Source organism: Paenibacillus salivarius (genome assembly GCF_051307165.1).
In the GTDB taxonomy this organism is placed as follows: domain Bacteria; phylum Bacillota; class Bacilli; order Paenibacillales; family Paenibacillaceae; genus Fontibacillus.
In genome coordinates, this window is sequence record NZ_CP195592.1 from 1,416,658 (window position 1) to 1,430,739 (window position 14,082).

General features: G+C 51.8%; 14 protein-coding genes and 1 pseudogene. 9 read left to right on the forward strand and 6 right to left on the reverse strand.

Annotated elements, in window-relative coordinates; translation table 11 throughout:
* Positions 1 to 14 precede the first annotated feature (14 nt).
* The 3 genes from nagA to ACSFXJ_RS06310 are packed head-to-tail and all read right to left on the reverse strand — an operon-like array spanning position 15 to position 2,798.
* Entirely contained in the window at positions 15 to 1,193 is a 1,179-nt protein-coding gene (gene nagA, locus ACSFXJ_RS06300) for an N-acetylglucosamine-6-phosphate deacetylase (protein WP_435924352.1), read from the reverse strand.
* Positions 1,193 to 1,921, reverse strand: a complete 729-nt coding sequence (gene nagB / locus ACSFXJ_RS06305; protein WP_435924353.1) for a glucosamine-6-phosphate deaminase — start codon at positions 1,919 to 1,921, stop codon at positions 1,193 to 1,195. Before nagB ends, nagA begins: the two co-directional genes overlap by 1 nt.
* On the reverse strand, positions 1,914 to 2,798 hold the full coding sequence (locus tag ACSFXJ_RS06310; RefSeq protein ID WP_435924354.1) for a MurR/RpiR family transcriptional regulator: 885 nt from the start codon (positions 2,796 to 2,798) through the stop codon (positions 1,914 to 1,916). The genes nagB and ACSFXJ_RS06310 overlap by 8 nt, the downstream gene beginning before the upstream one ends.
* Before the next feature lie 184 nt (positions 2,799 to 2,982).
* On the opposite strand from ACSFXJ_RS06310, the gene ACSFXJ_RS06315 reads away from it, so the two are divergent.
* From ACSFXJ_RS06315 to ACSFXJ_RS06325, 3 genes are all read left to right on the forward strand, one after another.
* On the forward strand, positions 2,983 to 3,429 hold the full coding sequence (locus ACSFXJ_RS06315; RefSeq protein WP_435924355.1) for a MarR family winged helix-turn-helix transcriptional regulator: 447 nt from the start codon (positions 2,983 to 2,985) through the stop codon (positions 3,427 to 3,429).
* A gap of 140 nt (positions 3,430 to 3,569) precedes the next feature.
* Positions 3,570 to 5,060 (forward strand): glycerol kinase GlpK, encoded by a 1,491-nt coding sequence (gene glpK / locus ACSFXJ_RS06320; protein ID WP_435924356.1) that lies wholly within the window; start codon positions 3,570 to 3,572, stop codon positions 5,058 to 5,060.
* Between the two features lie 116 nt (positions 5,061 to 5,176).
* Positions 5,177 to 5,401 carry a helix-turn-helix domain-containing protein gene (locus ACSFXJ_RS06325; protein WP_009225122.1) on the forward strand — a complete coding sequence of 75 codons (225 nt, stop codon included), beginning with the start codon at positions 5,177 to 5,179 and terminating at the stop codon, positions 5,399 to 5,401.
* A 153-nt stretch (positions 5,402 to 5,554) separates the two neighbouring features.
* On the opposite strand, the pseudogene ACSFXJ_RS06330 reads toward ACSFXJ_RS06325, so the two are convergent.
* The 3 genes and pseudogenes from ACSFXJ_RS06330 to ACSFXJ_RS06340 form a co-directional block, all read right to left on the reverse strand.
* Positions 5,555 to 5,767, reverse strand: a pseudogene (locus tag ACSFXJ_RS06330) (TM2 domain-containing protein); the annotation flags it as partial.
* Positions 5,768 to 6,011: 244 nt separating this feature from the next.
* Positions 6,012 to 6,752, reverse strand: a complete 741-nt coding sequence (locus tag ACSFXJ_RS06335) for a hypothetical protein (protein ID WP_435924357.1) — start codon at positions 6,750 to 6,752, stop codon at positions 6,012 to 6,014.
* A 2-nt stretch (positions 6,753 to 6,754) separates the two neighbouring features.
* Complete coding sequence (locus ACSFXJ_RS06340; protein ID WP_435924358.1) at positions 6,755 to 7,933, reverse strand: SPFH domain-containing protein; 1,179 nt, start codon at positions 7,931 to 7,933, stop codon at positions 6,755 to 6,757.
* 202 nt (positions 7,934 to 8,135) lie between these two features.
* Between ACSFXJ_RS06340 and ACSFXJ_RS06345 the strand changes: the two genes are divergently transcribed.
* From ACSFXJ_RS06345 to rbsB, 6 genes are read left to right on the forward strand one after another with little or no spacing between them, the layout of a single operon-like run.
* Positions 8,136 to 9,116: a LacI family DNA-binding transcriptional regulator gene (locus tag ACSFXJ_RS06345; RefSeq protein WP_435924359.1), complete on the forward strand. Its 981-nt coding sequence runs from the start codon at positions 8,136 to 8,138 to the stop codon at positions 9,114 to 9,116.
* A gap of 1 nt (position 9,117) precedes the next feature.
* Complete coding sequence (rbsK, locus tag ACSFXJ_RS06350; RefSeq protein ID WP_435924360.1) at positions 9,118 to 9,996, forward strand: ribokinase; 879 nt, start codon at positions 9,118 to 9,120, stop codon at positions 9,994 to 9,996.
* Positions 9,997 to 10,398: a D-ribose pyranase gene (gene rbsD / locus ACSFXJ_RS06355; RefSeq protein ID WP_435924361.1), complete on the forward strand. Its 402-nt coding sequence runs from the start codon at positions 9,997 to 9,999 to the stop codon at positions 10,396 to 10,398.
* 12 nt (positions 10,399 to 10,410) lie between these two features.
* The gene (locus ACSFXJ_RS06360) at positions 10,411 to 11,892 is read left to right on the forward strand and encodes a sugar ABC transporter ATP-binding protein (RefSeq protein WP_435924362.1); all 1,482 of its coding nucleotides are present in this window, start codon (positions 10,411 to 10,413) and stop codon (positions 11,890 to 11,892) included.
* Between the two features lies 1 nt (position 11,893).
* Positions 11,894 to 12,862, forward strand: coding sequence for an ABC transporter permease subunit (locus ACSFXJ_RS06365; RefSeq protein WP_435924363.1), 969 nt, complete (start codon positions 11,894 to 11,896; stop codon positions 12,860 to 12,862).
* Between the two features lie 14 nt (positions 12,863 to 12,876).
* A complete protein-coding gene (gene rbsB, locus ACSFXJ_RS06370) occupies positions 12,877 to 13,794 on the forward strand; it encodes a ribose ABC transporter substrate-binding protein RbsB (RefSeq protein ID WP_435925689.1) in 918 nt (305 codons plus the stop codon).
* The last annotated feature ends 288 nt before the right edge of the window (positions 13,795 to 14,082 follow it).

Below are 14,082 nucleotides of genomic sequence, written 5' to 3' on the forward strand. Positions count from 1 at the left end.
GGGTGGTTATGATTTTAAGGGATCAGACGGCCGTCTACCCATACTTTCCGCAATTCCAGATCCTTGTCGACGAGCAGCAGATCGGCGGCTTTGCCGGTTTCAACCGAGCCGGTGAGATGATCGATCCGAATCAATTTGGCGGGATTCAAGCTCGCCGCTTCGGAAGCCTGTTGTACGCTGAGACCGATCTCCTGGACCAAATGACGGAATCCGCGAATCATCGTCAGCGTACTCCCGGCTAAAGTGCCTTCGCTTTCTTTTAAAGTGCACACATTGTCCTTGACGATGACGGGAAGATCGCCCAGCATATATTCCCCGTCCCCTAGACCCGCTGCAGACATGGCGTCCGTAATCAAAATCAGATTATGGTCGGTTTTGACGCTGGCGAGAAGCTGGATGCCGGCCTTATGCACGTGAATTCCGTCCGCGATAATTTCGGCACTGATCCCCGGTGTACTGAGGATCGCACCGGCAGTTCCTGGTTTGCGATGATGAAGCGGCGTCATGGCATTGAACATATGCACGGCGTGGTGTAGTCCTACCTCGACGGCAGCCATGATTTCTTCATACGTCGCATCCGTATGGCCCGCCGCGGCGGCGATGCCTTTTCTGCGAAGGAAGCGGATCAAATCATGCGATCCTTCCCGTTCCGGAGCAAAAGTGACTTGTTTGATCAGCCCCGGATACTGGGCTTCCCAAGCTTCCACCCAGCTCCGGTTCGGTGGCACGATATGCGCCGGATTTTGCGCTCCCGGCCATTTGGGGCTGATGAACGGCCCTTCCAGATGCACCCCGGCCAATTTGGCATACGGCATTTGGCTTTCCATATACCGATGAACTTCCTCGAGCACATGCTCGATTGTTTCTTTAGGCATCGTCATCGTTGTTGCCAGCATGGAAGTCGTACCCTGGCTGCAATGAAGCTTCGTAATCGCGTCGAAAGCGTCTTTGCCCGGGGCGGAGAAATCCTCCATCATTCCGCCGTGCACATGGATGTCGATAAATCCGGGCAATACGTAGGCGCCGCCGGCATCGACGGTTTCATAATCCGCGCCGCTTCCTTCTGCCAAGGCTCCCGAAGGCGATCCTACGTAAGTGATGATTCCGCCTTGCACCAAAACCGCGCCGTCCTGAATGATACCACGGGGGGTAACAACGTCTGCGTGAATAATCAGAAAATCCGTTCCGCTCATTAAACAAGACCCCCTGCCGCCTGATCAAGCACGACTACGACATTGGGATGGGTTTGAAGAAAGGATGCTGGACATTGGGTCGTAATCGGCCCTTTAAGAGCTTTTGCCACGATTTCGGCTTTATCCGCGCCCTTCGCCATCAGAAGAATTTGTTTCGCTTGCAAAATCGAACCGATTCCCATCGTTATCGCATGGGTAGGGACATCGTCCAGGGACGGGAAAAACCGCGCGTTCGCTTGTCTTGTCCGTGCATCCAGTTCCACGATGTGAGTGGGCCCCTGCAACACGTCGCCCGGCTCGTTAAAGCCGATATGCCCGTTATGGCCGAGCCCGAGCAGCTGCAGATCGATTTGCCCCGCAGCTTCGAGAAGCTTGTTGTAATCGTCTGCGGCCTTCGCCGGATTTTCAGCGTTGCCGGAAGGAACATGCGTATTTTCCGGAAGAATGTCGATATGATTGAACAGCTGCTCGTTCATGAACGTTCGGTAGCTCTTCGGATGGTTCTCGGCTAGTCCGATATATTCATCCAAATTGTAGCTGCTGGCTTGCTTGAAGCTGACGACACCTTCGCGGTACAGTTCGATCAGCTTTCCGTAAACGCCGACAGGCGTGCTTCCGGTGGCGAGCCCCAGGTTAGCCTTGGGATTCGATTGGAGCAGGCTGGCGATCAGGCCGGCGCCGGTCTCGTTAAACAGCTGTTCGTCCTTCACTTTGATAATGTTAAGCATGAGTATTGCCCTCCCTGCGTTTTCTGTATATTTGAACGTTTTGATAAGAGCTTTCCAGTTTGGGAATGAAATCCTCGAAATTCATACTTACCATTCCCGTAAACAGGATATCGATTACATGCAGCTGCGCGATTCTGGAGGCCATGTCTCCGCGGCGCATGCCTTCCTCCAGGGAAGAAGAAAATAAAGCGATATCTGCCAATGAAGCAAGCGTGCTGCTACCGTATTGGGTCAGCGAAATCGTAATGGCTCCGCTGTCTTTGGCGCATCTTAACGCGTCGATCGTTTCCGGGGTTTCCCCGCCGTAAGAAATCGCAAAGGCGACATCTCCCGGGCCGAGCGCGGATGCGGAGGTAATCTGCATGTGGGAATCGGCAAAAGCGGTGCTGTTTTTTCCGATTCGAATCAGCTTTTGGTAGAAATCCTGAGCGATCATGGAGGATGTCGCCACGCCGTAGAGGTCGATGCGGCCTGCTTGGCACAATGCTTCGACAGCCCGGCGGAGTTCATTCATATCCAACAGGCGCGTCGTGTCCGTGATGGATGCCAGATGATTGGCTTCCATAGCCTGGACGATTTTATGGAGATCATTCCCCGCAATGACGTCCTGGTATTGGGCTTCCTGCGGTTTATGGGCAAGCTCGCCGGCCAGCTTCATTTTGAAATCGGGAAAACCTTTAAAGTGAAACGTTTTGCAGAAACGCGTCACGGTCGAAGGGCTGATCCCGCAAATGTTCGCCAGTTCGGTAATTCCGAGGTGGACGACATTGGCAGGCGCTTCGATTATATATTCGCCAAGCCGCCGCTCTTGGGGCGGAAGCGTATCCAAGTTCATGGCGAGTGCGTGTAGGATCGGTGTCGACAAATGATTCACCATCCATTCGAATTGAAAATAATTTTTATTAATAACGATAAAATCATGAAAATGATTTTGATTTCATCATAAGACATTCGTTTTATAAATACAAGAGGAGTTTTCCCCATCCATGCAACAATCCTTGTCATTTCGACGGGGAAATAATACACTGATGGTAAGCATCTTACTAAAAGGTGGGCATGTCGTGGATTCAAATTTTGATCCTTACATTGATCGGCTTCTGAATGCCTGGTCGAAAACGTTCCGCAAAATGCAAAGTGAAATTATGCACCATACTGAGCTCGGATTAACGGGGCCTCAGTACCATATGCTCGCCTTAATCGCAAGAAACGGGTCGTGCAATGTCAGTTATTTGGCGGACAAACTGGATGTAAAACCTAGCGCGATAACGGTAATGACGGACCGCCTGGTTCAAAGCGGTTATGTGGCAAGGCGCCATGATGAGCAGGACCGCCGGTCGGTGTTGCTTTCGGTAACCGAAATGGGGGCCGAAGTTTATAAGAAGGCAGGAGAGCGTTCGCGTAAGGTTCTGCGCTCCTATCTCGAGGATTTGACGCCCCACGAACTGGATGTGCTGATCGGCGTGATCGAAAAGTTCGCGCGGACGGAGCACAACCACGCCAAACCGTAAACAAAAGGAGCTTGCCGCAGGCAGGCTTCTTTTATTATTGAAGAAAACTTCTTTACGAAGAGAAGTAGCGCTTACATCTTGCCCGGAGGTATGATAGAAACATTAAGCATACCAATACAATGGAAAGGGAGGAATCCGGTTTGGAAAAATACATTCTTGCTTTGGATCAAGGGACGACGAGCTCCAGGGCGATCTTGTTCAACCGGGAAGGTGCGGTCGTACACTCGGCCCAGCGCGAGTTCCCGCAATATTTTCCCAAGCCCGGATGGGTGGAACAACAGCCCAATGAGATATGGGGCTCGATTCTGGCCGTCATCGCTTCATGCTTGTCGGAATCCGGCGTGAAGCCAAAGCAGATCGCAGGCATCGGCATCACGAACCAGCGGGAGACGACGGTGATTTGGGATAAAGAGACAGGGGCTCCGATTTACCCGGCGATCGTGTGGCAATCGCGGCAGACGGCGGAAATTTGCGAGGAACTAAGAGCGGCCGGACTGGACGGCACATTCCGGTCGAAAACCGGACTCCTGATCGACCCTTATTTTTCCGGGACTAAGGTGAAATGGATTCTGGATCACGTCCCGGGTTCGAGGGAGCGGGCCGAAAATGGCGAGCTGCTGTTCGGAACGATCGATACTTGGCTGATTTGGAAGCTGTCCGGAGGCGCGTTGCACGTCACCGATTTTTCCAATGCTTCGCGGACGCTGATGTTCAATATCCACGAATTGGCATGGGATGACGAACTGCTAAAGCTGCTTGACGTACCAAAGGCAATGCTTCCGGAAGTCCGTCCGTCATCGGAAGTTTACGGAACGACCGTCCCGTACCATTTCTTCGGCGAGCGGATCCCGATTGCCGGAGCGGCGGGCGATCAGCAAGCGGCCTTGTTCGGCCAAACCTGCTTTGAGCCGGGGATGGTCAAAACGACGTACGGCACCGGATGCTTCATGCTGATGAACACGGGAGAGAAGCCGGTCGCTTCCGAGCACGGCCTGATTACATCCATCGCCTGGGGAATCGACGGCAAGGCGGAGTATGCGCTGGAAGGAAGCATCTTTGTCTCCGGATCGGCGATCCAGTGGCTTAGGGACGGTTTGCGCATGTTCCGGGACGCCAAAGACAGCGAAGCTTATGCTTCCCGCGTGAGTTCCACCGAAGGCGTGTACGTGGTGCCCGCATTCGTTGGCTTGGGCAGCCCTTATTGGGACAGCGATGTACGCGGAGCCGTGTTCGGTTTGACCCGCGGGACGACGAAGGAGCATTTTATCCGGGCAACGCTTGAATCGCTGGCCTATCAGACGAAGGATATTCTCGGAGCGATGGAGCGGGATTCGGGATATGCGGTCCGGAAAATGAGAGTAGACGGCGGTGCCGTTTCTAACGGCTTCCTGATGGAGTTTCAGAGCGATATCCTGGATGTGCCGGTGGAGCGTCCGGTCGTTAGGGAAACGACGGCGCTGGGAGCCGCGTTTTTGGCGGGGCTTGCGGTAGGATACTGGCAAGATCGTGAGGAAATTTCCCGGACCTGGAGCCTTGACCGCCGCTTTGAACCAAAGATGGAGACCAATGTCCGGGAAGCGCTTTACGGAGGATGGAAGAAGGCGGTCCGTGCGGCGATGGCCTTCAAATAAAGCCGCCCATTTTGGTGCGTTACGGCACCATTGCCCCTGTATCTTCATAAAATGTGTTGACTGTATCCCTTAACCTTGTTAAACCACAAAACCCGAGCAAGGAGGGGTGACGCATTTTGAAGAGCAGCGATCGTAACAGTAAATTTCTGTTGACACATCGTGAACGGGAAGTTTTCGAACTCCTCGTGCAGGATAAAACGACGCGCGACATTGCGGGCCAGCTGTTTATCAGCGAGAAAACCGTCAGGAACCACATATCCAATGTTATGCAGAAGTTAAATGTAAAGGGTCGTGCGCAAGCGGTTGTCGAGCTGATCAAGCTTGGGGAGTTGAAAATCTGACGGTTTCTCAAGGGCAGAAAACCGCAAACCTTCTTTCTGTTCCGCCTCACCCGCGGAGCGGAAAGAAGGTTTTTTGTGTCACGAAAAAAAACAAGGAGCCGAGCGGGAAAAGCCCTCGTTAGCTCCTTGGTTAAACCGTTGATAAGTTTATGATCAGGAATATCGTCTGCTGTATTTTGCATGAAAATTCTCTTCATTAGAAGCCAAGTAAACAATACCTTCGATAAATCCGACAATAGCCGGGATATACGTCCAGCAGAAAATTAGATAGACGATTCCCCAGCCGATGCGGCCTAAGTAAAACTTATGAATACCGAGACCGCCTAAAAATATGCCCAGCAACCCGGCAACGACTTTACTCTTGCGAACGGTATATACCGGCTGAGGCTGCCCATATGGAGGCTGCGGCTGGTAATAAGGCTGTCCTTGTCCGTACGGCGGCGCTTGCGGCTGGCCATACATCGGTTGCTGCGGAGGTTGGGCATACTGTGGTTGCTGCTGCGGGATAGGAGTTAATTCCCCGCCGCAATATTGGCATTCCTTGGCGTGTGCAGCGACTTGCGCTCCACAGGATGGACATTGATTCGTATTCATATTCACATCTCCTCGATTATTTAATATTCAATAATTCTCTGTTCTTGATTAACCTGTGCGTATCGTCAAGCGTCCTTTTCATTTGTTCAGGATCCGAATCGGCATCGTCCAGCTTGCTTTGCAGAAAAATAAACTGCAGGTTATTGCGAACGGTCTGTTCGATTTCAATAATGCTATGATTATCAACAATTCTGCCAAAAGGAGTGGAAGCCTGGATACGTTCTTTCAACTCTTTAAACGATTGAAGTACTTGCGAGAAATCCGGGTTCCCCCGTTTGCTGTGCAATACATTTTCAATATCCATTAATTGAGCAAGGATCGACTGGCTGTGTCCGCGTTCGAACGTGTCTCTCTCGCGTTCCAGCGACGTCCGTTTGGCAAAGAAGCCAATTATGGAAATTGAGAATATAAACAGCGAGAAAATAATAAGTTCCCATACGATAAACCAGAAGATACTTCCTGCGATGAGGAAGCCCGATAAGAGATTGGCGATGATCGCATATAAGAACGACAAAAGGATGACTGAAGATGTATGTACAATTCCGAAGCGTCTGGCAAACTTCTCCGGCACAAGAATTGCCGCGTTGATAATTCCCAACCCGAGGATCAGGGTGAATAGCATCGCTATTGACTTGCCGGGTTCAAGGATGGCAAATAAAGAAAATCCATGGTAGAAAGCGAGCAGTATGGCGATGTCAAACAGGAAACAACCGGCGATTTTCAACAGTTTGGTAATTGAAAAGTCATTGTTGTTCATCTTCACCCCTCCAAATTCGTGCCGCATTGAGCGCAGAACTTTGCTTCGGGCGCATTTTCGTGATTACAACCAGGGCAACTCTTTGTCATCATGGATGTGCCGCATTCGGAGCAGAATTTAGCGTTTTTATCAAGCAAAGCATGGCAGGAGCGGCATTCGACTTTTTCCGCGGCCAGCTGATGCCCGCAGCTGTTGCAGAACTTGGCGTTTGTTTCATTCGCTGCCCCACAATTTTGGCAAGACGTCTTAGGGACTTGGGTATTGATTACATTCCCGGCCGTACCCGCAAATGAACTGCCGACAGCCAATCCGGCGCCTGCCCCGAGACCTAATCCGATTCCGGCTGCCGCGACATTCCCTCCGCCTTCATTCCCGGCTGCCGTTTCCATGACGTCGAACGATCGTTTCACTTGATAGCGATTATCGCCAATAATATCAAAGGCGGCCTTCTCGCCAAGAATTTTATTGATCGTATCGAAATCTTCATCAGGAAAATTCACCGAGGACAGAAAGAAGTTAACGATCGATATTCCGAATCGTTCGAATTCGCTGGAAACGCTGAACTCCGCAGAGCTTGATAATTCTTCAAGAAGCGGTGCAATTTCGAGTACGGATATTTTCCGGTTAATAATCGTATCGGAGATTAAAGTCTTTACACGTGTTACGGTGATCCCTTTGAAAAAATTAGTGACGACGTTGTATTTAACAATATCGCGGTCACCCAAAGCACCGATCAGCTCGGTTAAAAATACCCGGTAATCCGAAATTTTGATCCCGAATTGACCGAACGCACGCACTCTAAGCCGTATATTATATTTAGGATCAATTAAGCTGATGGGATCGCTCGTCCCCCATAGAAGATCCAGTTTGACCGTTCGGTTGATAAAGAAAACTTCTGCCGTGAACGGCGTTCTCTTGCCGAACGGAAGATTAATCAACGGTTGAAGCAACGGAATATTGTCGGCGTTAAGCGTATGCGTGCCCGCTCCGAAATAATCGAGTGCTTTGCCGCCCTTCACAAATACGGCGATTTGACCTTCAGCTACGATGAGCTGAGTACCATAAACAAAGCTATCACCCGGGTATCGATAGACAAGCCAATCACGATTGGCAATACCGTTAAATTTGATGACATCGATAATAGCCAGAATTTCTCCCCCCCAAGGACCTAAAATCGACAAATTTCTCTATCCTATTGTAGTACAAATATCCTTATTTGGGCAATGATTCTTCTATAAATAGAGTCGATGGTCGTGCTTCCGAAACGTGTTGTCCTCAATCTTGATTGGTAATAAGCCCCTGGACTTTTCGTCTTGCTAAAGCGGATTCAATATGCTATCTTATATGTGTAACCGGTTCCACACTAAGGAGAGAAGAGCTGGAATGGCAACCATTAAAGATGTAGCAAAACACGCAGGCGTGTCGGTAGCGACCGTTTCGCGGGTGATCAATGAGACGGGTTACGTTCATGAAGATACCCGAAAGAAAGTTGAAACCGCTATCAGGGAACTGCGCTATGCGCCGAACGAGGTCGCAAGATCTCTTTATAAACGAAAATCAAGGCTCATCGGCCTGCTTTTGCCGGACATTACGAACCCGTTCTTTCCCGAGCTTGCTCGCGGGGTAGAGGATGAGATGCAGGAGAACGATTTTCGGATTATATTCGGCAACAGTGACGAGAAATTACACAAAGAACGGGAATATATTCAGACCTTTGTACAAAATAACGTGGTAGGCGTTATTGCATCCACGAATTATCCGGATAGCGATACGTACCGGAAGCTGGACATTCCGGCCGTGTTTTTGGACCGGACGATGGATAACCGGCCCTCGGTTTACTCGGACGGCCGGGAAGGCGGCAAATTGGCCGCCAGCGAAATCGTCGCCCGGGGCAGCGGCAAGGTGACGGTGATTCAGGGCCCCAAGCATATCCGGCCGGCACAGGATCGGTTTCAAGGCGCGGTGGACCAGCTGAGCGATTTGGGGTTGCGCTTTAATGTCATCGAAACTTCGTCCTTTTCATTTACGGAGGCGGAAACCTGGGCCAAGGAATTGTTCGGCCGATATCCCGACACCGACGGCGTGATCGCGAGTAACGACATCATCGCCGCGGCCGTATTGCATGAAGCGCTCCGCCTTGGAAAAAGGGTTCCGGAGGACGTGCAGATTATCGGGTTTGACGATATTCCGTTAAGCAGCCTGGTGACGCCGTCGCTGTCGACGATCCGGCAGCCCGCTTACGATATGGGAAGAGCAGCGGCAAGGCTGCTCATTCAATTGATAGAACATGAAAAAATCGAAGAACATACCATTCAAATGCCCGTTTCGTTCACGGAGCGGGATACGACCAGAAAGGGTGATTGATATGGCTAAAATCGTGGTGGTAGGAAGCTCTTCCATCGATCTAGTCGTGACTTCTTCAAAGCGTCCGGGAGCCGGTGAAACGGTTCTCGGGGAGAGCTTTAAAACGGTGCCCGGCGGCAAAGGAGCCAATCAGGCGGTCGCCGCCGCCAGACTTGGAGCCTCGGTGACAATGATCGGCCGCGTGGGAGACGACAGCTTCGGCCAAGATATTTTGAACAATTTTAAAAGCAACGGTGTTTCCACCGACTATGTGGAACCGGTTACACATATGGAAAGCGGAACCGCCCACATCATTCTGGCGGAGGGAGACAATAGCATTGTCGTGGTCAAAGCGGCGAACAATGAAGTATCACCGGAATATATCGACCGCTCCATAAATGCTTTCGAAGGAGCCGATATGGTGCTGATCCAGCAGGAAATTCCGGAGGAAACCGTAACTCATGTCAGCCGGATCTGCCGAAAGAACGGCATTCCTTTGCTTCTTAATCCTGCACCGGCCCGGGCCTTGGATGACGAAGTGATCGAAAACGCGGCTTACATTACTCCCAACGAGCATGAAGCGAACATTTTATTCCCGGGTCTTCATGTATCCGAGGCGCTTCGCAAGTATCCGAACAAGCTGTTTGTCACGGAAGGCAGCCGGGGGGTCCGTTACTTTGACGGAAACGAAGAGGTGCTCGTCCCTGCTTATAAGGTGGAGGCCGTGGATACGACAGGGGCAGGGGATACGTTTAATGCGGCTTTTGCCGTTGCCCTGGCCGAAGGAAAGCCGGTTCGCGAAAGCGTGCGATTTGCCAACAGGGCCGCTTCCTTATCGGTAACGAAGTTCGGTGCGCAGGGCGGAATGCCGACGCGCGAGGAAGTGGAGGTGCAGATGTAAATGAAAAAATACGGAATCCTAAATAGCCATATTTCCAAAGTGCTGGCCGATCTGGGTCATACCGATACGATCGTGATCGGGGACGTCGGTCTGCCGGTACCGGAAGGAGTGCCGAAGATCGACCTGGCGCTTACGCTTGGTTCGCCGAGTTTCGAGGATACGGTGAATGCGATCGCATCCGACATGGAGATCGAAAAAGCCGTCGTTGCGGAAGAAATGCGAAGCGACAATCCGGAAGCTTTCCGATATATCCAGGAAAAATTTGCAGGCCGTCCCGTGGAAAAGTATCCACATGAAAAGTTTAAGGAATTGACGCGGAAAGCGAAAGTCGTTATCCGCACGGGTGAAGCCAAACCGTATGCCAACATTATTTTGCAATCAGGAGTTTATTTCGGTTCATAAGGAGGGCCCGTTATGCAGATTCAAATGAAAGGGATCCACAAAGCGTTCGGATCCAACCAGGTGCTGTCGGGGGTGGATTTTGAGCTGCGGGAAGGCGAAGTCCACGCCCTGATGGGAGAAAACGGTGCAGGTAAGTCCACATTAATGAATATTTTGACGGGGATGCATGCCAGGGACGAAGGCGTCATTCTCATCGATGGCGAGGAAACGTATTTTGCGAATCCGAAAGAAGCGGAGCGAAGAGGCATCGCCTTTATTCACCAGGAGCTTAATGTATGGCCTGATATGACCGTACTGGAGAACCTGTTCATCGGGAGGGAAATTTCTTCCAGGTGGGGGCTGCTAAAGACCGACGAAATGAAGGCGCTTGCAGAAGCGCAATTCCAAAGACTATCCGTCGACATCCCGCTGAATTCGGAAGCGGGCGAATGCTCCGTGGGCCAGCAGCAAATGATTGAAATCGCCAAGGCCCTGCTGACCGACACGAAAGTGATCATCATGGACGAGCCTACATCGGCTTTGACGGAAAGGGAAATCCAGAAGCTGTTTGAAGTCATCGAGTCGCTGAAAAAAGACGGTGTTTCGATTGTGTATATTTCGCACCGGATGGAGGAGATTTTTACGATCTGCGACCGGATTACCGTCATGCGGGACGGCAGGACGGTAGATACGAAGGATATTCCGGAGACTAGCTTTGACGAAGTCGTCAAAAAGATGGTCGGCAGAGAGCTGACCGAACGGTATCCTGCCCGCAATCCGTCCCCGGGCAAGGTAGTGCTCGAGGTGAAGCATGCCTCCCGCAAAGGCTTGTTCCAGGACATCAGCTTCCAGGTCCGGTCGGGCGAGATCGTCGGATTTTCGGGATTGATGGGTTCCGGCCGTACGGAAATCATGAGAGCTTTGTTCGGTCTCGACCGGCTGGATAGCGGCGAAGTTTCCGTATTCGGCAAGCCTGCCGTGATCCGGAAGCCGGCCGACGCGGTGAAACTCGGCATCGGTTTCATTACCGAAGACCGCAAGGATGAAGGACTCGTGCTCGATTTCTCCGTTCGGGAAAATATGGTGCTTCCGAGCTTGAAGAGCTTCACATCCAAGGGGCTGATTTCGGCGCAAAGCGAAAAATCCTTCGTGGAATCGCTGATCAAGCGGCTGCACATCAAAACCCATTCATCGGAAACGGCGGCCGGCAATTTATCCGGCGGCAACCAGCAGAAGGTGGTCATCGCCAAGTGGGTGGGGATCGGCCCGAAACTTCTGATCCTGGACGAACCGACCCGCGGCGTCGATGTCGGGGCCAAACGGGAAATCTATCAACTGATGAATGAACTGACCGGCCACGGCGTAGCCATCATCATGGTTTCCTCCGAGCTGCCGGAAGTGCTTGGCATGAGCGATCGGATCGTCGTGGTTCACGAAGGCCGCATCACGGGGGAACTGAGTAAAGAAGAAGCGACGCAGGAAAAAATTATGACGCTTGCGACAGGGGGACAGTAACATGACAACAAAGAATGCAGTAAGCACAGCCAAAGGCTTTCAACTCTCGCAATTCACGCAAAAATTGGGGCCGCTGGTCGGACTGGTGATTTTGATCGTCATCGTTTCGATTTTGAATCCAAGCTTTTTGGAACCGCTGAATATTTTAAATCTGTTTCGGCAAGTATCGATCAATGCCTTGATCGCATTCGGAATGACCTTCGTCATTTTGACCGGGGGCATCGATTTGTCCGTCGGCTCCATCCTGGCGTTATCCAGCGCCTTCGTGGCCAATATGATGGTTGCCGGCTTTGATCCGATTCTGGCGATCATCATCGGTTGTTTGCTTGGCGGCGTGATGGGGATGGTCAACGGTCTATTGATTACGCAAGGGAAAATGGCCCCGTTTATCGCGACCCTGGCCACAATGACGATTTTCCGGGGACTGACTCTCGTATACACCGAGGGGAATCCGATCACCGGGCTCGGAGACAGCTTAACGTTCCAATTGTTCGGCCGGGGCTATCAGTTCGGCATTCCGGTACCGGCGATTACGATGATTATTACATTTGCCATACTGTGGGTCGTACTGCACAAAACATCTTTCGGGCGCAAAACTTACGCCATCGGCGGCAATGAAAAAGCGGCGACCGTATCCGGGATTAAAGTATCCCGCGTGAAAATCATGATTTATACGCTGGCGGGCTTACTGTCCGCACTGGCCGGCGCCATCCTCACCTCCCGTTTGAACTCGGCGCAGCCTACGGCGGGAACTTCCTACGAACTTGACGCGATCGCGGCGGTCGTCCTGGGCGGAACGAGCCTTTCCGGCGGCCGGGGACGGATCGTGGGCACACTTATCGGCGCGCTGATTATCGGTACGCTGAACAACGGTTTGAACATGCTCGGCGTATCCTCCTTCTACCAAATGGTCGTCAAAGGGATCGTCATCCTGATCGCCGTGCTCATTGACCGGAAAAAATCCGCATAAGGAGGAAACGAATGATGAAAAAGCTAACGATATTACTTGCGGCGTTTCTGTTGATCCTGACCACGGGTTGCTCCCTTGAACCTCCGGGTTGGGCCAAGCCGAAAACGGGCGGGGATCTGAAAGATATGAAAATCGGCTTGTCCGTTTCAACCTTGAACAATCCGTTCTTCGTTTCCCTGAAGGACGGCGTAGTAAATGAAGCGAAAAAGCTCGGGATCGAAACGATCGTCGTCGACGCGCAAAACGACTCGGCGAAGCAGAGCAACGACGTGGACGATTTGATGCAGAAAGGCGTCAACGTGCTGCTGATCAACCCGACCGATTCGGCCGCCATCTCGACGGTCGTGCAATCGGCGAATAGTTTGGGCATTCCGGTCATCACCCTGGACCGCTCGGCGGATCAAGGGAAAGTGGAAGCGCTCGTCGCCTCGGATAATGCCAAAGGCGGAAAAATGGCGGCGGAATATATCGTAGAAATGCTGGGCAAAGGCGCGAAGGTCGTTGAGCTCGAGGGCGTTGCCGGAGCATCGGCTACTCGTGAACGCGGCAAGGGCTTCCATGAAGTCGCGGACAGCGAGTTGAACGTCATCGCCAAGCAAACCGCGGATTTTGACCGTGTGAAGGGCCTCAATGTGATGGAGAACCTGCTACAGGCGAATCCCGACGTACAGGCGGTATTTGCCCACAATGACGAAATGGCGCTGGGTGCGATCGAAGCGATCCGCAGTTCCGGGAAAAACATCCCGGTCATCGGTTTTGACGGCAACGAAGACGCGCTGAAGTCGATTCAAGCGGGCCAAATGACAGCCACCGTGGCGCAGCAGCCGGAACTGATCGGACAACTGGCCGTGCAAGCCGCCTACGACGTGCTGCAAGGCAAGACGGTAGAACCGTCCATTCCTGCTCCGTTGAAACTGGTGACAAAGGAATAGGCTGAGAATATAAGGGCAACCAGAATAGCAAACCGTCATTCTAAGATCGCTTAAAGCGGGCGGATTAGAATGGCGGTTTTTTTATTGAATTTGGAAAGTATTCTGTAAAAAGTGCCAAATGGCGTATCCCATACTTAAAGAATGCCCTGCACGATTTGATGCGTCTATCAGGAAAGGTTCCATCGTAAGTCGATCGATTGCTTGTCGCTAACGGAACTCAGCGCCGTTATTTGAGTAAAATCGCCTTGTTTGGGGGCGTAACGGAACCCAGAGCCCTTATTTGTGCGA